The sequence below is a fragment of the Streptomyces sp. B6B3 genome (assembly GCF_039871525.1).
Classification (GTDB): domain Bacteria; phylum Actinomycetota; class Actinomycetes; order Streptomycetales; family Streptomycetaceae; genus Streptomyces.
This window is the reverse complement of sequence record NZ_JBDPLU010000024.1, coordinates 13,132-31,448: the sequence shown is the minus strand read 5'-3', so window position 1 is coordinate 31,448 and position 18,317 is coordinate 13,132. Positions and strand designations below refer to the sequence as shown.

Annotated in this window: 16 protein-coding genes; 11 read left to right on the top strand and 5 right to left on the bottom strand. The window is 73.4% G+C overall.

Annotated elements, in window-relative coordinates:
* Positions 1 to 6: 6 nt before the first annotated feature.
* From ABGB06_RS33330 to ABGB06_RS33295, 8 genes are all read left to right on the top strand, one after another.
* Complete coding sequence (locus tag ABGB06_RS33330) at positions 7 to 1,341, top strand: glutamine synthetase family protein (RefSeq protein WP_347597109.1); 1,335 nt, start codon at positions 7 to 9, stop codon at positions 1,339 to 1,341.
* Positions 1,331 to 2,611 carry an amidohydrolase family protein gene (locus tag ABGB06_RS33325; protein ID WP_347597106.1) on the top strand — a complete coding sequence of 427 codons (1,281 nt, stop codon included), beginning with the start codon at positions 1,331 to 1,333 and terminating at the stop codon, positions 2,609 to 2,611. Before ABGB06_RS33330 ends, ABGB06_RS33325 begins: the two co-directional genes overlap by 11 nt.
* Positions 2,608 to 3,765 carry a M20 family metallopeptidase gene (locus tag ABGB06_RS33320; protein ID WP_347597103.1) on the top strand — a complete coding sequence of 386 codons (1,158 nt, stop codon included), beginning with the start codon at positions 2,608 to 2,610 and terminating at the stop codon, positions 3,763 to 3,765. The genes ABGB06_RS33325 and ABGB06_RS33320 overlap by 4 nt, the downstream gene beginning before the upstream one ends.
* A 78-nt stretch (positions 3,766 to 3,843) precedes the next feature.
* Positions 3,844 to 4,728 carry a MurR/RpiR family transcriptional regulator gene (locus ABGB06_RS33315; protein WP_347597100.1) on the top strand — a complete coding sequence of 295 codons (885 nt, stop codon included), beginning with the start codon at positions 3,844 to 3,846 and terminating at the stop codon, positions 4,726 to 4,728.
* Between the two features lie 67 nt (positions 4,729 to 4,795).
* Positions 4,796 to 6,475 carry an IclR family transcriptional regulator C-terminal domain-containing protein gene (locus ABGB06_RS33310; RefSeq protein ID WP_347597097.1) on the top strand — a complete coding sequence of 560 codons (1,680 nt, stop codon included), beginning with the start codon at positions 4,796 to 4,798 and terminating at the stop codon, positions 6,473 to 6,475.
* Between the two features lie 313 nt (positions 6,476 to 6,788).
* Positions 6,789 to 7,487: a hypothetical protein gene (locus ABGB06_RS33305; RefSeq protein ID WP_347597094.1), complete on the top strand. Its 699-nt coding sequence runs from the start codon at positions 6,789 to 6,791 to the stop codon at positions 7,485 to 7,487.
* A 138-nt stretch (positions 7,488 to 7,625) separates the two neighbouring features.
* Positions 7,626 to 8,678 (top strand): LacI family DNA-binding transcriptional regulator, encoded by a 1,053-nt coding sequence (locus tag ABGB06_RS33300; RefSeq protein ID WP_347597091.1) that lies wholly within the window; start codon positions 7,626 to 7,628, stop codon positions 8,676 to 8,678.
* Between the two features lie 227 nt (positions 8,679 to 8,905).
* Positions 8,906 to 10,537 (top strand): glycoside hydrolase 43 family protein, encoded by a 1,632-nt coding sequence (locus tag ABGB06_RS33295; RefSeq protein ID WP_347597089.1) that lies wholly within the window; start codon positions 8,906 to 8,908, stop codon positions 10,535 to 10,537.
* A 98-nt stretch (positions 10,538 to 10,635) separates the two neighbouring features.
* Here the strand turns inward: ABGB06_RS33295 and ABGB06_RS33290 are convergent, their stop codons facing one another.
* Positions 10,636 to 10,794, bottom strand: a complete 159-nt coding sequence (locus ABGB06_RS33290; RefSeq protein WP_347597086.1) for a hypothetical protein — start codon at positions 10,792 to 10,794, stop codon at positions 10,636 to 10,638.
* Positions 10,795 to 11,106: 312 nt separating this feature from the next.
* On the opposite strand from ABGB06_RS33290, the gene ABGB06_RS33285 reads away from it, so the two are divergent.
* Together ABGB06_RS33285 and ABGB06_RS33280 are read left to right on the top strand one after the other, a co-directional pair.
* Positions 11,107 to 11,895, top strand: coding sequence for an enolase C-terminal domain-like protein (locus ABGB06_RS33285; protein WP_347597083.1), 789 nt, complete (start codon positions 11,107 to 11,109; stop codon positions 11,893 to 11,895).
* Positions 11,896 to 11,909: 14 nt separating this feature from the next.
* On the top strand, positions 11,910 to 12,701 hold the full coding sequence (locus ABGB06_RS33280; RefSeq protein ID WP_347597080.1) for a FadR/GntR family transcriptional regulator: 792 nt from the start codon (positions 11,910 to 11,912) through the stop codon (positions 12,699 to 12,701).
* 38 nt (positions 12,702 to 12,739) lie between these two features.
* On the opposite strand, the gene ABGB06_RS33275 is transcribed toward ABGB06_RS33280, so the two are convergent.
* The 3 genes from ABGB06_RS33275 to ABGB06_RS33265 form a co-directional block, all read right to left on the bottom strand.
* Positions 12,740 to 13,594: an ATP-binding cassette domain-containing protein gene (locus ABGB06_RS33275; protein ID WP_347597077.1), complete on the bottom strand. Its 855-nt coding sequence runs from the start codon at positions 13,592 to 13,594 to the stop codon at positions 12,740 to 12,742.
* Complete coding sequence (locus ABGB06_RS33270) at positions 13,594 to 14,664, bottom strand: ABC transporter substrate-binding protein (RefSeq protein WP_347597074.1); 1,071 nt, start codon at positions 14,662 to 14,664, stop codon at positions 13,594 to 13,596. Before ABGB06_RS33270 ends, ABGB06_RS33275 begins: the two co-directional genes overlap by 1 nt.
* Before the next feature lie 121 nt (positions 14,665 to 14,785).
* On the bottom strand, positions 14,786 to 15,790 hold the full coding sequence (locus ABGB06_RS33265) for an ABC transporter permease (protein WP_347597071.1): 1,005 nt from the start codon (positions 15,788 to 15,790) through the stop codon (positions 14,786 to 14,788).
* A 330-nt stretch (positions 15,791 to 16,120) separates the two neighbouring features.
* Here ABGB06_RS33265 and ABGB06_RS33260 point away from each other — a divergent pair, with 330 nt between their 5' ends.
* Positions 16,121 to 16,708, top strand: a complete 588-nt coding sequence (locus ABGB06_RS33260; RefSeq protein ID WP_347597068.1) for a short chain dehydrogenase — start codon at positions 16,121 to 16,123, stop codon at positions 16,706 to 16,708.
* Between the two features lie 99 nt (positions 16,709 to 16,807).
* Here the strand turns inward: ABGB06_RS33260 and ABGB06_RS33255 are convergent, their stop codons facing one another.
* Positions 16,808 to 18,235, bottom strand: a complete 1,428-nt coding sequence (locus tag ABGB06_RS33255; protein WP_347597065.1) for a glycoside hydrolase family 6 protein — start codon at positions 18,233 to 18,235, stop codon at positions 16,808 to 16,810.
* Positions 18,236 to 18,317: the final 82 nt, after the last annotated feature.

The following is an 18,317-nucleotide window of genomic DNA, read 5'->3' as shown; positions in this document are numbered from 1 at the left end:
ATCCCGATGCCCCCCTTCGAACCGCCCGGTCAGCCCACCTCCCCGGCCGCCGGGGACGCCACCCCCGATCTGGTCTTCCTGGCCACGTGCGACCTGGTCGGCCTGACCCGGGGGCGCGCCGTGCCCTTCGCGGACCACGAGTCGGTGCTGCGCGGCGGCGTCGGCTGGGTTCCCGCCGACCTCGCGGTGACGGCCGGCGGGCACATCGTCGACGACAACGCGTTCGGCGCCACCGGCGACCTGCGGCTGGTCGCCGACCCCGGCACGGCCACCGACGTGCCCGCCGACGGCGACGCGCCCGCGGTCCGGCTGTACCTCGCGGACCAGGCGCACCTGGACGGAACTCCGTGGTCGTGCTGCCCGCGCGACGCGTTGCGTTCGGCGCTGTCCGACCTGCGCGAACGGGCCGGGCTCCGCCTGGTCGCCTCCTTCGAGCACGAGTTCGTGCTCCAGGGCCTGCCGGCGTCGGCGCCGATGTCCTTCGCACGGCTGCGGCTCGCCGAACCGTTCGGCTCCGATCTCGTGCGGCTCCTCGACCTGGCGGGCCTGGAACCGGAGAACTGGCTGCCCGAGTACGGCGAGGGCCAGTACGAGGTGACGACCCGGCCCACCGACGCGCTCCGCGCCGCAGACCGCGCCGTACTGCTCAGGGAGCTCGTCCGCGACCTCGCCAGGCGGCGCGGGCTGCGGGCCACGTTCGCCCCGATCCTGACCGCCGCGGGCACCGGAAACGGGGTGCACATCCACCTCAGCCTCACCGACCTCGACGGCACCCCGGTGCTGCACGACCCGGACCGGCCGGGCGGACTCTCCGAGATCGGCGCCCGGTTCTCCGCCGGCATCGTCACCCACGCCCGCGCCCTGACCGGCTGGACGGCTCCCTCGCCGACCTCGTTCCTCCGGCTCGCGCCGCACCGGTGGAGCGCGGGCGGCGCCTACATCGGCGAGCGGAACCGCGAGGCGCTGCTGCGGATCTGCCCGACCACGCCGCTGTCCCGCACGCCCGTGGCGGACCAGCTCAACCTGGAGTACCGCGCCGCCGACGCGACCGCGAACCCGTGGCTGGGCCTCGCCGCGCTCGTCCGGGCCGGGCTGCACGGCATCCGGCACTACGAGCCGGCCCGGGTGTGGCCCGAGACCCACAGCGGGCCCGGGGACCTCGCGCCCCTGCCCGGCGACACCGGCGAGGCCCTCGACGCGCTGGAGAGCGACCCGGTGGCCGCGTCGTGGTTCGACCCGACCCTGCTCGCCACGCATCTGGCGGTGCGCCGTCAGGACCTCTCCGACCTCGAAGTGCTCAAGCCGGACGAGGCGTGCCGAAGGATGGCCGATGTCTACTGACCGCCCCGACCAGGGACCGCACGACCCGCACGACCCGTCCGGCTCGCACGGCCCGTCCGGCTCGCACGGCCCGTCCGGCTCGCACGACCCGTCCGGCTCGCACCGTCCGTCGGGGCCGTACGCCGAGGTCGCCGCGGCCCTGGCGGCCCTCCCGCTGCTCGACCACCACGTGCACGGCGCGCTGCGGTCCCAGCCCGACCGGGCGCGGTTCGAGCAGATGCTCTCCGAGTCCGACCGGCCGGTGCCGGCGTGGATGAACGGGTTCGACTCGCAGGTCGGCCTGGCCGTCCGCCGCTGGTGCGCCCCGCTGCTCGACCTGGAGCCGCGGGCCGGCGCGGACGCGTACGTCGCCCGCCGCCAGGAGCTCGGCGAGGCCGAGGTGACCCGGCGGCTGCTCACCGCGAGCGGCGTGGGCCGGTACCTGGTCGAGACCGGGTTCGCGGCGGAGGAGATCCTCACCCCGGCGCAGATGTCGGCGTCGAGCGGCGTCCCCGCCGACGAGGTGGTGCGGCTGGAGACCGTCTTCGAGCGGCTGCTGACCTCCGCCGGAAGCGTCGAGTCCGCCGTCCGCCGGTATCCCGAGGTGCTGGCCGAGCGGACCGCGAACGCCGCCGGGCTCAAGAGCGTGGTCGCCTACCGCTGCGGGTTCGACTTCGATCCGGCGCCGCCGTCCCGGGCCGACGTGGTGCGGGCCGCCGGCCGAACGCTCGCCGCCGGCGACGGGGCCGGCGACGGGGCCTCCGCCCGGGTCGACGATCCCGTCCTCCTGCGGTTCCTGCTCTGGAGCGGCGTCGACCGCGGCCTGCCGCTGCAACTCCACTCGGGCTACGGCGACCCCGACCTCGACCTGCACCGGTGCGATCCGCTGCTGCTGACCGACTTCATCAGGCGCGTCGAACCGCGCGGGGTGGACCTCCTGCTGCTGCACTGCTACCCGTTCCACCGCAACGCCGGCTATCTCGCCCAGGCGTTCCCGCACGTCTACTTCGACGTCGGGCTCGCCACGAACTACACCGGGCTGCGCTCGCACGCGGTCATCGCGGAATCGCTGGAGCTGGCGCCGTTCGGCAAGATCCTCTTCTCCTCCGACGCCTGGGGCCCCGCCGAACTCCACTTCCTCGGCGCCCACCTGTGGCGCCGCGGCATGACGCGGGCGCTCGGCCGCTGGGTCGAGGACGCGGAACTCGGGACGCGGGACGCGACCCGGATCGCGGCGATGATCGGCTGGGAGAACGCGGCCCGCGTCTACGGCGTCGAGGGGGACCGGTGAACGAACAGGCCGCGGAACGGCTGCGCGCGGCGGTCGCGGCGGAGCTCCCCGCCGCGGTCGAGCTGCGCCGCCGGATCCACCGGGACCCGCACCTCTCCGGCGACGAGGGGCCCACCCGCGATCTGGTCCTCGACCAGCTGCCGCGCGGCGACGGCGTGGTCAAGGTCGCCGAGACCGGGGCGATCGTCCGGATCGGCGGCGAGGCACCGGCCGTGGCGATACGCGCGGAGCTCGACGCGCTGGAGGTCGCCGAGCGGACCGGCGTGCCGTGGCAGTCGGCGACGCCCGGCTTCATGCACGGCTGCGGTCACGACGTGCACCTCGCGGCGCTGGTCGCCGTCGCCCGCGCCGTGGACCGCGTCGGCGGGCCGCTGCCGCTGCTGGCGGTCCTGCAGCCGCGCGAGGAGAGCGCCCCCTCCGGGGCGCGTGACATCCTCGCCTCCGGCGCCCTGGGCCCCGACACCTGCCGGGCGGTGCTGGCCGCGCACGTGCAGCCCAGCCTGCCGAACGGCGTCGTCGCCTGCGTGCCTGGCGTGGTGAACGCCTCCAGCGACGAGTTCGCCGTCGAGGTGTCGGGGCGGGGCGGCCACGCCGCCTACCCGCACACCGGCAGCGACCCGCTGGTGGTGGTGGCGAACATCGTGACGGCGCTGCAGTCGGTCCGGCACCGCACCGTCGACCCGACCGCCACGGCGGTGCTCACGGTGACCCGGATGGCGGGCGGGACGACGACCAACGTCGTCCCCGACCACGCCGGCCTCGCCGGCACCGTGCGGACCACCACCGCGCGGGACCGGGAGCTGATGCTCGACCGGTTGGCGGCGGTCAGCAGCGGCATCGCGACGGCGTTCGGCTGCGGCGCCGAGGTGTCCGTCGTCCGGGGCGAGCCACCGCTGGCCAACGACGAGCGGCTGGCCCGGGCCACCGCCGCCGGGCTGGCGCGGCTCGGCGTCCCGGTCGACGGGGAGTTCCGCTCGGCCGGCGCCGACGACTTCTCGTACTACACCGAGGTGCTGCCCTCGCTGATGATGTTCGTCGGGGTCGGCGACGGGTCGGGACGCCTGCACTCGGCCACCTTCCTGCCTTCCGACCAGGCCGTGGCGGACGTGGCCCGGGCGATGCTGACCGGCTACCTCGCGGCCGCGCGGGGATGAGGCCGACGCGCGGGCGCCCGCGGGTGTGCGGCGCTGGGATACTGGCCCCGCAGCCACCTCGCAGCGAAGGACGGACCGGTGCTTGACGAGCCACGTGCCACCGAGTCGGTGGCGGACATGACGCGCAGGCTGCTGGGCGATCTCAGCGCGGGGGAACGGAAGGTCGCCCGCGCCCTCCTGGCCGCCTATCCGGTCGCCGGTCTGGAGACCGTCGCCCAACTCGCCGAGCGGGCGAACGTCAGCCCGCCGACGGTGGTCCGGTTCGTGTCCCGGCTGGGCTTCGGCGGGTTCCCGCACATGCAACGCGCGCTGATGCGCGAGGTGCACGAACGGATGGGGTCCCCGCTGGAGCAGTACCCGGAGCCGAAGGGCGCCGGGCCCGCGGCCTCCTCCGCGGCGGCGGAACACGCCGAGGTGGCGAAGCTGACCCAGCTGATCACCGACACCTTCCGGGAGGTGCCGGCCTCGGAACTGGCCGCCGCACGGGACCTGTTGGCCGACCTCCGACGGACCGTCGTGATCACCGCGGGCCGGTTCAGCGCCTCCGTCGCGGAGCTGCTCAACTTCCACCTGCGGCTGCTGCGGGCCGACGTGCACCTGATCCCCGCCGACGGCCGGGAGGCGGCGGGCCTGGTCGCCGCGACGGGCCGGAACCACGTCCTGGTGACCTTCGACTTCCGCCGCTACGACCGCCGCACGGCCAACCTGGCCCGCGCCATGTCCGACCGCGGGGCCGACCTCGTGCTCTTCACCGACGCCTGGCTCTCCCCGATCGCGCACCTCGCCGACGTCGTCCTCCCCGCGCAGATCGAGACCCGCGCGGGCTTCGACTCCCTGGTGGGGGCGAGCGGACTGGTCGAGCACGTGATCGGCGCCGTGGCCCAGGAGCTCGGCGAACGCGGACGGGACCGGATCGCCGAGTTGGAGAAGATCGACCAGCAACTCGACGCGTCGCCGTCGTGACGCCCGACGGTGCGGGCCGCCGGCCCACCGTCCCCATCAGCACGCCGTCCGAGAGCACGGAGGCCCCATGCCCCAGCCACCGGTCCTGGCCGCGGCGCCCGCGGGCGAGGCGCCCGCCGAGGCGGTCCTGCCGCTGATCCGCGGCGTCGCCGTGCTGCGCGCGCTGACCGACGCCGACGGCGCGCTGAGCCTCCCCGAGTTGGAGCGCCGCACCGGGCTGGTCCGCTCCACCCTGGACCGGATCACCGGCACCCTGGCCCGCATGGGCTACCTGCGCGTCGACGGCCGCTCGGTGCTGCTCGCCCCGCGGCTGATGGAGTTCGGCAACGCCTATCTGGCGGCGCTGCGGCTGCCGGATCTGCTGGGCCCGCACGCCAGGGAGCTGGCCGACGAGCTGGACGAGTCCGTCTCGCTGGCCGTCGCCGACGGCGACGGCGTCCGGTTCATCCACCAGACCACCCGGCGCCGCACCCTGTCGGTCAGCTTCCGCATCGGCGACCTGCTGCCGGCCGAACGCATCGCGCCGGGACCGCTGATCGCCGCCGGCTGGGACGAACGGGACTGGGCGCGCTGGCGTCGGCGCCGGGCCACCGATCCGCTGGGCCACGGCTTTCCCGTGCTGCCGCCGCGCGCGGCCGAGGGCCCGCCCACGGACGCGGAGTTCGCGGCCTGGGCGGAGCAGGCGGGCCGGCGCGGTTGGGCGCTGGACGACCAGCTCGTCGAGCCGGGCCTGGTCGCCCTGTCCGTGCCGGTGCGCGATCCGGCGGGGGGCCTGGCCTGCGTGGTGAGCCTGGTCAGCCACACCAGCCGGCACAGCGCGCGGGACCTGCACCGGCGGCTGCTGCCCAGGGTCCGGGCGGCGGTCAGCGCGATGGAGCGGCGGCTGCGCGAGGCCGAGCCGCCGGAGCCCGAACCCGCCCGCCCCGGCCTGGTGTCCTGGGCCGCCGACTCCAAACGGGAGCTGGGCCGGGGGTTCGTCGAATCGCTGGCCCGCGGGCTGACCGTGCTGACCGCGTTCGGCGCCGGCCGCGGGGAGCTGACCCTCTCGGGCGTTGCCGAGGCGACCGGCCTGGCGCGGGCCACCGCCCGCCGGGCGTTGATCACCCTGGAGCACGTGGGCTGCGTGGCCGCGGACGCCGGAACCTTCCGGCTCACCCCACGGGTGTTGGCCCTGGGCTTCGCGCCGTTGTCCCGTCGCACGCTGCCGCAGATCGCCCAGCCCCATCTGGCGGCCCTGGCCGAACGGGTGCACGACTCCACGTCCCTGGCGGTGCTCGACGGCGACGACGTGCGCTACACCGCCCGCGCGGCGACGAAGCGGATCATGAGTGTGGAGATCACGGTCGGCACCCGCTTCCCGGCCTACGCCACGTCGATGGGCCGGGTGCTGCTCGCCGACCTGCCGGCCGCCGACCGCGCGACCCGCCTGGACCGCGCCGAGCCGCGGCCGCTGACCCCGTACACCACGACGAGCCGCGCGGCGCTGGCGGCGTGTCTGGACCGCGCCGCGGCCACCGGCTACGCGCTGGTGGACCAGGAGTTGGAGCAGGGTCTGCGATCCATCGCGGTGCCGGTCCGCGACCGTTCCGGACGCGTGGTCTCCGCCGTCAACGTCGCCATGCACACCGGCCGCCGCAGCGCCGAGGAGTGCGAGGCGGAGGTGCTGCCCGAACTGCGGGCCACCGCCGACGCCATCGCCGCGGACCTCCACGTCGCCGGCCGGTTCGCCCGCGTCTCGGACGTCTGAGCCCCGGCCGACCCACGGCTCGGCCGAACCGACTGCGTTCGCGATGTGAAGTTTTTTTCGCCAAATCGGCCCGGGGCCGGACGGCGCCTCCGGCGGGGCGCCGGACGCCCCACCCGCCTCGCGGTGCGGGTGAGAGGCGCCCCGGGAGTCCGGCCGATGCCGTTTCGACGCGGTCCGGAAACCGCCCCTGGCCGCGCAGCTCGTCGTTGACCGTCCGGATCCCCGGTCGTACCGTCGCCGCAGTCGGCCGCCGACTTCTGTCGGTCGATTCCCCGACAGAACCGTGTCCGAAGGACCGAGAAAGGGAGCCGCTATGACCAGACAGTCCGCCAACCAGGAAAGGGACCCCGGGGCGCGATCTCCGATCCGCCGCAGCCGCGCGGTCCGCGCCGTCGGGGCACTCGCCGCCGCGATCGTCCTGATTGTCATGTCCGCGTCAATATCGACGGCGAGCGACCAGCGGACGGACCAGCCGCGACCGCTCGCCAACACCATGGGCTTCATCGGCTGCTCCATGGCGGAGAACGTCGCGCAGGGCTACGTCGCCGTCGGCGGCACCACCATGTGGGGCCCCTACGGCACCGGCGGCGCCGTCGTGCAGTCCTGGACCAACACCAACTCCAGCTCCTGGCAGCAGTTCGACCAGCAGGCCGCCAGGTACGGCGAGCCCACGGCCGTGTGGGTGCAGATCTGCATCTTCGAATGGGCCGGCGCGACCTACGACGAGGTCAAGCAGCTGATCGCCAACGCCCGCCAGCACGCCGCCCCGAACGCGACCATCTACATCACCGGACAGCCGCTCTACGACGACGGCAACGTCTGCTTCCTGGCCGGCGCCAACGGCCCACAGCTCACGGAGAGCCTGGCCCAACAGGCCGCCGCCGACCCCACGCAGAACGTCGTCTACCCCGGAGCGTTCCACCTCGGCAGCGGCGAGGTCGCCGACGGCTGCCACGCCAACACCGCGGGCCAGCAGTCCCTCGGCCGACAGGCCATGGCCTTCTGGAACTGACACCCCCGTCGCCCCCGCGGCCCCTCCCCGCCCCGGTCCCTGCCACGTACCGGGGCGGGCTGGAGCGTTTGCCGCGGCCGGCCCTCCACGGGCACCGGCAGCGGCAAACGGTCCAGGTGGGACGCGTAGACTGCTCTGGTGCCCCCTGCTGACAAGAGCTCTCACGACGACGGTGCGCACCCGGAGCCGCTGACCATCGCGCAGTTGGCGGAGCGGGCGGGCGTTTCGGTGGCGACGGTCTCCAAGGTGGTCAACGGCCGGGCCGAGGTCGCCGCGGAGACCCGGGAGGTCGTGGAGGACCTGATCCGCCGCCACGGGTATCGGCGGCAGAAGCGGGCCAGCGGCCCCGCGCCGATGCTGGAGGTGGTCTTCCACGAGCTGGCGGGCCCCTACCCGGTCGAGATCGTCAGGGGCGTCCAGCAGGTGGCCGCGGAGCACTCGCTCGCCGTGGCGGTCTCGGAGCTCCAGGGCAGCCACACCCCGGGGCGCGGCTGGGTGGAGGCCATCCTGGCCCGGCGCCCCACCGGCGTCATCGCGACCTTCTCCGGGCTCACCGAGGCCCAGGACAGCCAGCTGCGGACCCGCGGCATCCCGTTCGTGCTCGTCGATCCTCCCGCGGAGCCGGCCTACGACTGCCCGTCGGTGGGGGCCAGCAACTGGAGCGGCGGGATGTCCGCCACCCGGCACCTGCTCCAGCTGGGGCACCGGCGCATCGCCATCGTCGCCGGTCCCTCCGACGCCCTCGCCAGCCGCGCCCGGCTCGACGGCTACCGCGCCGCCATGGACATCGCCGGCGTCCCGGTCGACAAGAACCTGGTCCGTATCGGCGACTTCCAGGTCGAGGACGGCATCGCCCACACCCGTGAGCTGCTGCGGCTGCCGGACCCGCCGACGGCGATCTTCGCCTGCAACGACGGTTCCGCCCTCGGCGTGTACCGAGCGGCGGCCGAGGCGGGCCTCCGGGTTCCCGAGGACCTGAGCGTGGTGGGCTTCGACGACCTCTTCCCCTCGCAGTGGCTCACCCCGCCGCTGACGACGGTCCGCCAGCCGCTCGCCGAGATGGCCGCCACCGCCGCCGCCATGGTCATCGGCCTGGCGCACGGGAACCCGCCCGCCCAGCGGCGGGTGGAGCTCACCACCGACCTCGTCGTCCGCGACAGCACGGCCCCGCCGCGCGGCGCGGCGGACTGAGCCCGCACCGTCACGGCACGATCCGGCGGCGCGCGGCGGCTGTTGTTTTCGGAGAAAGTTCCGAGAAAAAGCGCGACCTGAGCCCTTGACCCCCCTCACACGCCGCCTAAGATGCGAGACGTCTGACTCACCGATCATCGTCCGTCATTTCGAACGCCCGTTGACGATCGGGGCCGGACCGCACCTCTCCCACCCGTCGCACCATCGGCACCGAGGAGACGCACCACATGCCACCTACCCCCCACGAACCCAGTCGCCGCCGGATGTTGGCGACCGCCACCGGACTGATCGCGGCGGGCGCCGCGCCCGTCGCCCACGCCGCCCAGGCCCGGGCCGCCGCGGCCCCCGCGCCGTCCGGGCCGTCCGCGCTGGCGGACTTCAGCAACCCGGTGCTCTGGCAGGACTTCGCCGACATCGACGTCATCCGGGTTGGCGACGCCTTCTACTACTCCGCCTCGACCATGCACTACTCGCCGGGCGCCCCGATCCTGCGCTCCTACGACCTGGTCAACTGGGAGTTCGCCGGCCACTCGGTGCCGCGCCTGGACTTCGGCTCCAAGTACGACCTCAACGGCGGGAGAGGATACGTCCGCGGCATCTGGGCCTCGTCCCTGGGCTACCGCCCCAGCAACCGCACGTTCTACTGGGTCGGCCAGATCGACTTCGGGCAGACCTACCTCTACACAGCCACCTCCGTCGAGGGCCCCTGGAGCAGGCACGCCACCATCGGCTCCACCTACTACGACGCCGGTCTGCTCTTCGACACCGACGACACCCCCTACGTGGCGTACGGCAACACCACCATCCACGTCGCCCAACTCTCCGCCGACGGGCGCAGCCAGGTCCGCAGCCAGCAGGTGTTCAGCACCCCGTCGAGCATCGGCACCCTGGAGGGCGCCCGCTTCTACAAGATCAACGGGAACTACTACATCTTCCTGACCCGCCCGGCCAACGGCCAGTACATCCTCAAGTCCTCCTCCCCCTTCGGCCCCTACGAGCTGCGCCAGCTGCTGCTGGACCTGCGCGGGCCCATCTCCGGCGGCGGCGTGCCGCACCAGGGCGGGCTGGTGGACACCCCGGACGGCCGCTGGTACTACCTCTCCTTCGTCGACGCCTACCCGGGCGGCCGGGTGCCCGCGCTGGCCCCGATCACCTGGACCGGCGACGGCTGGCCCCAGCTCCAACTCGTCAACGGCGCCTGGGGCACCGCGTATCCCTATCCGACCACGCCCCGTCAGGTCGAGCCGATGACCGGCGTCGACACCTTCGACGGCACCGCCCTGAAGCCGAAGTGGGAGTGGAACCACAACCCCGACACCAACAGCTACACGGTGAACAACGGGCTCACGCTGCGGACCGCCACCGTCACCGGCGACCTCTACTCCGCCCGCAACACCCTCACCCACCGCATCCAGGGACCCACCTCCACCGCCACCATCGAGCTCGACGTCTCCGCGATGCGCGACGGCGACCGATCAGGGCTGGCCCTGCTGCGCGACTCCTCCGCCTGGATCGGCGTGAAACGCGACTCCGGCACCCGCCGGCTGGTGATGGTCGACGGTCTGACCATGGACAGCAACTGGAACACCACGGGCACCGGCACCGAACGCGCCAGCGCCGCCCTGTCCGGCACCCGCGTCTGGCTACGCGCCCAGGCCGACATCCGTCCCGGGTCGCCCCGTCCGGGACGCTTCTCCTACAGCACCGACGGCACGAACTTCACCGGCCTCGGACCCGACTTCACCATGGGCAACGACTGGCGGTTCTTCATGGGCTACCGCTACGCCATCTTCAACCACGCCACCCAGGCCCTCGGCGGCGCCGTGACGGTCGAACGCTTCGAGCTCGCCACGCCCTGACCGCGCGGTCCCGGCCGTCCCCGGCCGAACTCGGCCGAACTCGTAAGGATGCCCCGCGGCCCCGGGCCCGCCCGACCCGGAGCCGCGGGAGACCGGGGTCAGCAGCCGTCGGCGGTGCTGGAGGCCAGGGCGAGGCGGTACGGCAGCAGGGAGTACTCGCCGCCGGCGTCGGGGTCCAGGCCAGACCCGGCCTGAACCCAGTCGTCGAAACCGGTGTGCGCCAGGCCCACCCACACGGACTCGCCTGTGCCGAACACCAGCCGGCGCTTCGGACATTCGGATCATAGAAGCGCGCGGGGGGCGGCAACACCCCTTCGAAGCGACGGATTTCGGGGTGGCGATCGAAAAGACCGGCCGTCGCCGTGGACCCGCGCGATCCGCTCCCGTTTCGCCCGAAGGAGCCGGCCGACAGCGCACAGAGCGGCGAATAGATTAGATATCTGGCGCGAGTTGCGGGCACCTCTCGTTGACCCTACTGGCCTATTCTCCGTATACTCACGACAATCATCTGATCTTTCCACCCTGCGTCCTGCCTGTCCTTCCCGTCCTTCCGAGCCCGCGAGGACCGTATGCCGCAGATCACCACCGTCACGGTCGGGGGCGCGCGTCTGACGGGTCGGGACGTGGACGCGATGGCGGCCGACCCGGGTGCGGTGCACCGGTTCCTCACCGACGACTCGCAGTTGCGGTGGCTCGGGCCCGACAAGGGCGTGGTGCACCTCTCGCTGGCGGCCGTGACGAACGCGGTGTGGGATCTCGCGGCCCGCCAGGCGGGCAAGCCGCTGTGGATCGAGGAGCCGACCAGCCCCGACGACGTCCTGGGGCACGCGGCCGTGCGGCGGGCGGTGGCGCCCATCGGCGTGGCGACCGGCGAACACTGCCACAACCGGGTGATGTTCGAGCAGCTCTTCCAGGCCGGCGCCATCGACTTCTGCCAGCTCGACACCGGTCGGCTGGCCAGTCTCAACGAGATCGTCGCCGTCCTGCTCCTCGCGGCGAGGTTCGACGTGCCGGTGTGCCCGCATGCCGGCGGCGTGGGGCTGTGCGAGATGGTCCAGCACGTGTCCGTGCTCGACTACGTCGCCGTGTCCGGCGACCTGACCAACCGCGTGACCGAGTACGTCGACCATCTGCACGAGCACTTCACCGACCCGTGCGTCGTCGCGGACACCGGCGCCGGCAGCGCCTACGTGTTGCCGGACCAGCCGGGCTACTCCACCCGGATGCGGCCCGCGTCCGTGACGCGCTACCGCTTCCCGGACGGCCGGTACGGGGCGACGGCGGGTAGCGCGCAGGCCGATCCCGGCGACGAGTTGCTCCCGCCGGCGGGCCGGACCGCCCCCGCGTCGGAGCGTTAGGAAGGCGACCGGTCATGTCCCGCACCGACGATGTGGTCGACGGCATCAAGCGCATGATCCTGGACGGAACGTTCCGTCCCGGCGACCGGTTGCCCGTGGAGAAGGACCTCGCCGAGTTCCTCGGCGTCTCCCGGGGCTCCCTGCGGGAGGGGGTGTCCGCGTTGTCGATCCTCGGCATCGTCAGCACCCGGCGGGGCGACGGAACATACGTGGCCAGCCTCGACGCCACCAGTCTGCTGGCCCCGATGGGCTTCGTCGTCGACCTGCACGGGCAGGGCGACGCCCGGCACATCCACACCGTCCGGCGGCTGTTGGAGTGCGAGGCGGCGCGGATGGCCGCGACCCGGATCACCGACGAGGCGCTCGGCGAGGCCAGGGAGTTGCTGGACGAGGCGGTCCGGGTCGGCGGGCGGACCGAGCAGGACCACGAGCGGCTGATGGAGCTCGACATCGCCTTCCATCGCGTCATCGCCGACCAGAGCGACAATCCGGTCCTCATCGGCCTGATCGAGGCGTTCGCCGGGCGGACCGTGCGCGAGCGGCTGTGGCGCAGCCTGCACGAGGTGGGGGCCGCGCGGCGCACGCACGACGAGCACGTCGCGATCTGGGCGGCCCTCGCGGCCCGCGATCCCGAACGCGCGCACATCCGCATGGCCAACCACCTCATCGGCGTCGAGGAGTTCCTGCACGGCCTGACCGACGGCGGTGCGACCCCAACGGACGAGGCCCGCTCGGCAACGCCGTCAGCAACGCCGTCAGCGACCCCGTCGGATGCCCCGAAGAACGGGGAGACCGGGGCCGGCTGACGCCGGCCGCCGCCCGGGTGCCGGCGCGGCGGACGGCGTCACGCGTCCTCCTTCTCCAGCTTCTCCAGCGTCTCCTCCTCCGGCGTCAGGGCGCCGGTCATCGCCGCGACCAGATCGTCCGACGTGACCTCCGACGCCCGGAACCGGGCGACCCGGCGGCCGAGCCGCAGCACCTCGACCCGGTCGGCGACCTCCAGCACCTGCGGCATGTTGTGGCTGACCAGCACCACCGACATGCCCGCGTCGCGGGCCCGGCGCACCACGTCGAGGACCCGTTCGGTCTGCACCACGCCCAGCGCCGCGGTGGGCTCGTCCAGGATCACCACGCTGGTCGCCCAGATGATGGCCCGGGCCACGGCGACGCTCTGCCGCTGGCCGCCGGACAGCATCGCGATCGGCGAGGTGACCCGCGGCAGGCGGACGCCGAGCCGTTCGAGGGCCTCCGTGGCGCCGCGCCGCATCGCGCGCTTGTCGAGCAGCCCGAGGCGGCCGAGCAGCCCGGGGCGCATCACCTCGCGCCCCAGGTAGAGGTTGGCGGCGACGCTGAGATCGTCGGCGACGGCCAGGTCCTGGTAGACGGTCTCCACGCCGGCGCGGCGGGCGTCGATGGGCGAGGAGAACGCGACCGGCCGGCCGCCGACGCGCAGTTCGCCCTCGTCCGGGGCGTGCACCCCGGACAGCGTCTTGATCAGGGTGCTCTTGCCCGCGCCGTTGTCGCCGATCAGCGCCACCACCTCCGCCGGGTAGACGGAGAAGTCGGCGCCGCGCAGCGCCTCGACGTGTCCGAAGCGCTTGACGATCCCGCGGGCCTCGAGGACCGGCTGGCCGTCGGGGACGGCGTTCGCGGGCGCCTTCCGGCCGCCGGCCGCCGGGGAGTCAGATGTCGCGCCCATCACTCCACCGGGGGGTTGTCGCAGCTGGGTTCGAGCACGGCCCGGGCCTCCTCGGAGTCGACGTTCTCCTCGGTGAGGAAGGTGACGCCGGTGTCCGCCGACTCCATGGCGGTGCCCTCGCGCAGGTGCTCCACCATGCTCTCCACGCCCTGGTAGCCCATCCGGAACGGGTTCTGCACCACCAGCGCCGAGATCTGCCCGTTGCGCAGTCCGGCGATCTCGTCCGGCGCGGCGTCCCAGCCGATGATGACGACCTCGCCCGACCGGCCGGCGGCCTCCACGGCCTGGGCCGCGCCGAGGACGCTCGGCTCGTTCGCGGCGAAGATGCCGGCCAGGTCCGGGTTGGCGGTGAGGATGTCCTCGGTGACCCGACGTGCCTCGTTGACGTCGCTGTGGCTGGGCTGCTGGCCCACGAGGTTCAGGTTCTCGTGCTCCGCCAGCCCCTCCGTGAAGCCCTCCACCCGCTCGGTGTTGGTCTGCGAGCCGGGCTGGAACTCGATGAGCGCCACGTCGTGGTCGCCGGAGCCGAGTTCCTCGGCGAGCAGGTTGGCGGCCTCGACCGCCGCCGCGTGGTTGTCGGTGGCGAACAGCGGCACGTCCTCGGGCTGCGGGTCGGTGCCGGAGTCGATCATGGCCACCGGGATGTCGGCGCCGAGGGCCTGTTCGGTGGCCGGGGCCAGGGCGGCGGAGTCGGTGGCGGCGTAGACGATGCCGTCCACCTGCCGGGTGACGAAGTTCTGGATGAGGTTGACCTGGCCCTCGACGTCCGTCTCGGCGGAGACGCCGTCCCATTCGACCGAGACGTCGCCGGCCTGCTCCGCGGCGCATTCGGCGCCCTCCCGGACGGAGGTCCAGAACTCGTGGCCCACGGCCTTGGGCACCACCGCGAGCTCCAGTGCGGCGTCCGAGCCCATGCCGCCGCCGTTCTGCCCGGAGTCGTCCTCCTCCCCGTCCCGGACCTCGACGCCGCCGCAGGCGCTCAGCAGCGCGGCGGCGGCCGCGGCGGCCAGCAGCACTCGGGTGCGGGTGCCGGTGCCGAACGCGCGTCGGCGGATCGTGCGGTGTGTCATGGCGTTCCCTTCGACGGGTTCGACGGGTCTGACGGGTGCGACAGAGCTGACGGGTCTTGACGGGTCTGACGGGCTGACAGGTCTGACGGGTCTGACGGGTCGGGAGGCGGCTGACGAGGCGTCAACCTCTCGCCTCCAGCCGGCGGCGGCGGAACTGGTCGAAGTACACGGCGGCCCAGATGATGACGCCGACGATGACCTGCTGGTAGTAGATGCTGATGTCGAGCAGCACCGAGCCGTTGCGCACCAGCGCGATGAGGAACGCGCCGATGAGGGTCCCGATGATCCGGCCCTGACCGCCGAACAGGCTGGCGCCGCCGATGACGGCCGCCGCGATGACGTCGAGTTCGAGCGCGATCCCGTAGTTCGGCTGCCCGGAGTTGACGCGGGACGCCGCGATCATGCCGCCCAGCCCGACCAGCGCCCCGGCCAGCACGTAGACGGCCGTCAGGTGCCGGCGCACCGGAACCCCGGACCGCCGCACGGCTTCCAGGTTCGAGCCCATGGCGTACGTGTACTGGCCGAAGCGGGTCTGCGAGAGCAGGAAGGCCATCCCGATCGCGACGACGGCGGTCAGCACCACGGCGAAGGGGATGCCGCCGAGCTCCCCGTTGCCCAGGAGTTGGAAGGAGTCGGGCAGGCTGTAGACGCCCACGGCGCCGGTGACGATGAAGGTGAGGCCGCGTGCCGCCGACATCATGCCCAGCGTCGCGATGAACGGGGGGATCCGCGCCAGCGTCACCAGCAGCCCGTTCATCAGGCCCGCGGTCGCCCCCACCGCGATGGCCACCGCGGTGGCCGCCCAGACCGAGAAGCCGTGGTCGCGGACGACGATCGCCCCCACCACGCCGGCCAACGCGGCCACCGAACCGACGGACAGGTCGATCCCCTTGGTGATGATCACCATCGTCTGCGCGGTCGCGATGATGGCGATCACCGCGGTCTGCGAGCCGATGTTGAACAGGTTGTCCGCCGTCAGGAAGTGGGAACTGGCGAAGCTGAGGACGACGAAGAGGAGGACGAGCGCACTGGCGGCGGTGAACTCCGAGACCGCGTGGGTGATCCGGTCCTGCAGCCACGCGCCGAGCCGGCCCCTGGCTCCGGCGGTCTGCTCTGCGGTACTCATGGCCCCACAGGTCCTTCCCCCGCCTCGGTGCCGTACCCCGGCAGATCACCCCATGCGAGCGGAGGGCCCACCAACACCAGGGCCTCACCAACGACTGGAGCGGCGGCCGTACGCCCACACTACGGGTATAGATCAGCGTATAGATCAGATGTTTGGGTCGATCAGGCGCTACCATGCCATGCTCCGCCGCTGGTTGCCAAGGGGTCGTCGGCGCGCTTCGCGGGACCCGGAACGCCCCGGCCTCGGATACATCCGATCACCTGCCCTCGAACGGCCCCGGTGCCGGGCGTGCCCCGAGAACTCCCCCCGGGCGCTGACATGATGGCCGGCATGAAGGTGCTCGTGATCGGGGCGACGGGAACGGTCGGCGGCGCGGTCGCCGCCGCGTTGGAGGCGGCGACCCACCAGGTCGTCAGGGCGGCCCGCGGCGGCCCGGTGACGGTGGATCTGGAGGACCCGGCCACACTGGACGCGCTCTTCGCCGAACTGCCGGACCTGGACGCGGTGGTGTGCTGCGCCGCCAACGGCCCGCTGGTGGACCTGGAGTCGGCGACCGACGACGAGATCGCCGCCGGGACGCGGGGCAAGCTGCTGGGACAGGTCGCGCTCGCCCGACGCGCCCTGCGGCACCTCCCGGACGGCGGCTCCGTCACGTTGACCGGCGGCACGTTCTCCGCGCCGCTGGCGGGCGGCTCGTTGGGCGCCCTCATCAACGCCGGCCTCGAGGGCTTCGTCCGCAACGCGGCCGCCGAACTCCCGCGCGGCCTGCGGATCAACCTCGTCAGCCCGGGCTGGATCGCGGAGACGCTGGAGCGCATGGGCGCCGACGGGTCCGCGGGCACCCCGGTGGCCGAGGTGGCCCGGGCGTACGTGGCGGCGGTGGAGGGCACAGCACGCGGCGAGATCGTCCGGCCCTGACCGCCGCCCGCACGGTCGGGCCACCCCGGTGGCCGAGGTGGCCCGGGCGTACGTGGCGGCGGTGGAGGGCACAGCACGCGGCGAGATCGTCCGGCCCGGTCAGTTCAGCGGCGGCCAGGCGTTGCGGAGCAGCTCCTCGAAATGCTCGGGGAACCACTCTCCGGCCGGCGGCGCGTCCGGCAGCGCGCCGGTCGGGTCATAGCTGGCGTCGGGGTACGCGTCGTACTCCGGATCGCACATCGGGTCCCGGGCCAGTCCGGTCGGGAACTCCAGCCCGGTGCCGTCGGACTCCCCCGGCGGCTTGGCCCACACATAGGCGTCGACACCGGGCGCCGGCGCCGCGGTGGGGCGTTCGCCCAGCCCCGAGCCGGCCTGGTTGCACCAGTTCTGCACGGCGAACCGGCGATCGGTGCGGCTGGCGTTGACGAACTCGTCCACCGAGGTGGTGGTCGACCCGGGACCGGTGGGCCGGTCCGGACCGCCCCAGCCGTTGCGCGAGGTGTCGACGAGCGTGCCGATGTTCTCGTCGAAGCCGGCGGCGACGAGCTCGGCGCGGAACGCCTCGGCGAACGGGAGTTCGTCGATGTGCCGGTTCCAGTCGACCCAGCGGCTCTGCAGGACCGGGACGCCCATGACGACGTCGTCCACGTCGAAGTACGGCTCCTCCAGCACGGAGTAGTCCTCGACGTTGGCGACGAAGCCGTGCACGGCGTCGGTGGTGCTGCCGGCGGCGGTCGCGGCGGCGTGGAGGACGTCGACCGCGGGGAAGAAGTTGTCGTCCCAGCCGAGCCAGCCGTGGTGGCTGATGTCCAGGTAGGGGTAGACGTTCGGCAGGGCGCCGAGCCGGCTCAGCGCGTAGCCGATGCTGTTGACGTAGTTCCCGCTGGACTTGGCCGTCTCGCACTCCTGCGTGTAGATGTTCCGCGGGTAGGTGTGCGAAACCAGCCGGGCGAGGGCGTGCGGCTCGACGATGGTGACGACCCGCAGGTCGGCGTAGGCCGGATCGGCGAGGATCTCGGCGATCGGGTCGACGAACTCGGCGCGGTACCGCGGCTGGTCGTTCGGGCCGAGCTCGCCGTGCGAGACGAGGCGGTCGCAGTCGCGTCCCGGGACGTCGTAGAGGACGAGCTGGACGACGTCGGCGTCCTGCGCCAGCGCCTCGTCGAGGTGCTCGCGCAGGCCCATCCGGCCGTCGGCGCCGCCGATGGTGGCGATCCGGTCCAGCCAGACGGCGGTGGGCTGGTCGGCGACCGCCTCGCCGCCCGGCGTGGAGACGGCGTTGGCGGACCATTCGGGGTTCACGTAGACCTGGGCGCCGGCGTAGGGGTTGTCCACGCGCTGGGCGGCGGCGCGTTCGATCGCGGCGGCGGTGTCCGCGGCGTCGGCCGTGCTGCCGACGGCGGCGGGCCCGTTGACCACGGCCAGGAGCAGGGCGGCGAGTCCGAGGACGGCCGCCCCGGCTCTGGGCCAGGGGCGGGAGCGGGCACGGGGGTAGGGCTGTGCGTGGGGCGGTGCGTGACGCGGCATGGCGACTCGGCCTCCCGAGAGGATGCGGCTCGTGGTGGAACCCGTCATGGGAGCGCTCCCAAGCTCACCCGACCCCGAGTGT

What these genes read in the sequence shown, in the direction of transcription:
- ABGB06_RS33255 (WP_347597065.1), bottom strand. Translation starts at nt 18,235, where the DNA reads ATGCCGCGTCACGCACCGCCCCACGCACAGCCCTACCCCCGTGCCCGC.
- ABGB06_RS33285 (WP_347597083.1), top strand. Translation starts at nt 11,107, where the DNA reads ATGCCGCAGATCACCACCGTCACGGTCGGGGGCGCGCGTCTGACGGGT.
- ABGB06_RS33325 (WP_347597106.1), top strand. Translation starts at nt 1,331, where the DNA reads ATGTCTACTGACCGCCCCGACCAGGGACCGCACGACCCGCACGACCCG.
- ABGB06_RS33280 (WP_347597080.1), top strand. Translation starts at nt 11,910, where the DNA reads ATGTCCCGCACCGACGATGTGGTCGACGGCATCAAGCGCATGATCCTG.
- ABGB06_RS33265 (WP_347597071.1), bottom strand. Translation starts at nt 15,790, where the DNA reads ATGAGTACCGCAGAGCAGACCGCCGGAGCCAGGGGCCGGCTCGGCGCG.
- ABGB06_RS33260 (WP_347597068.1), top strand. Translation starts at nt 16,121, where the DNA reads ATGAAGGTGCTCGTGATCGGGGCGACGGGAACGGTCGGCGGCGCGGTC.
- ABGB06_RS33305 (WP_347597094.1), top strand. Translation starts at nt 6,789, where the DNA reads ATGACCAGACAGTCCGCCAACCAGGAAAGGGACCCCGGGGCGCGATCT.
- ABGB06_RS33275 (WP_347597077.1), bottom strand. Translation starts at nt 13,594, where the DNA reads ATGGGCGCGACATCTGACTCCCCGGCGGCCGGCGGCCGGAAGGCGCCC.
- ABGB06_RS33310 (WP_347597097.1), top strand. Translation starts at nt 4,796, where the DNA reads ATGCCCCAGCCACCGGTCCTGGCCGCGGCGCCCGCGGGCGAGGCGCCC.
- ABGB06_RS33295 (WP_347597089.1), top strand. Translation starts at nt 8,906, where the DNA reads ATGCCACCTACCCCCCACGAACCCAGTCGCCGCCGGATGTTGGCGACC.
- ABGB06_RS33330 (WP_347597109.1), top strand. Translation starts at nt 7, where the DNA reads ATGCCCCCCTTCGAACCGCCCGGTCAGCCCACCTCCCCGGCCGCCGGG.
- ABGB06_RS33270 (WP_347597074.1), bottom strand. Translation starts at nt 14,664, where the DNA reads ATGACACACCGCACGATCCGCCGACGCGCGTTCGGCACCGGCACCCGC.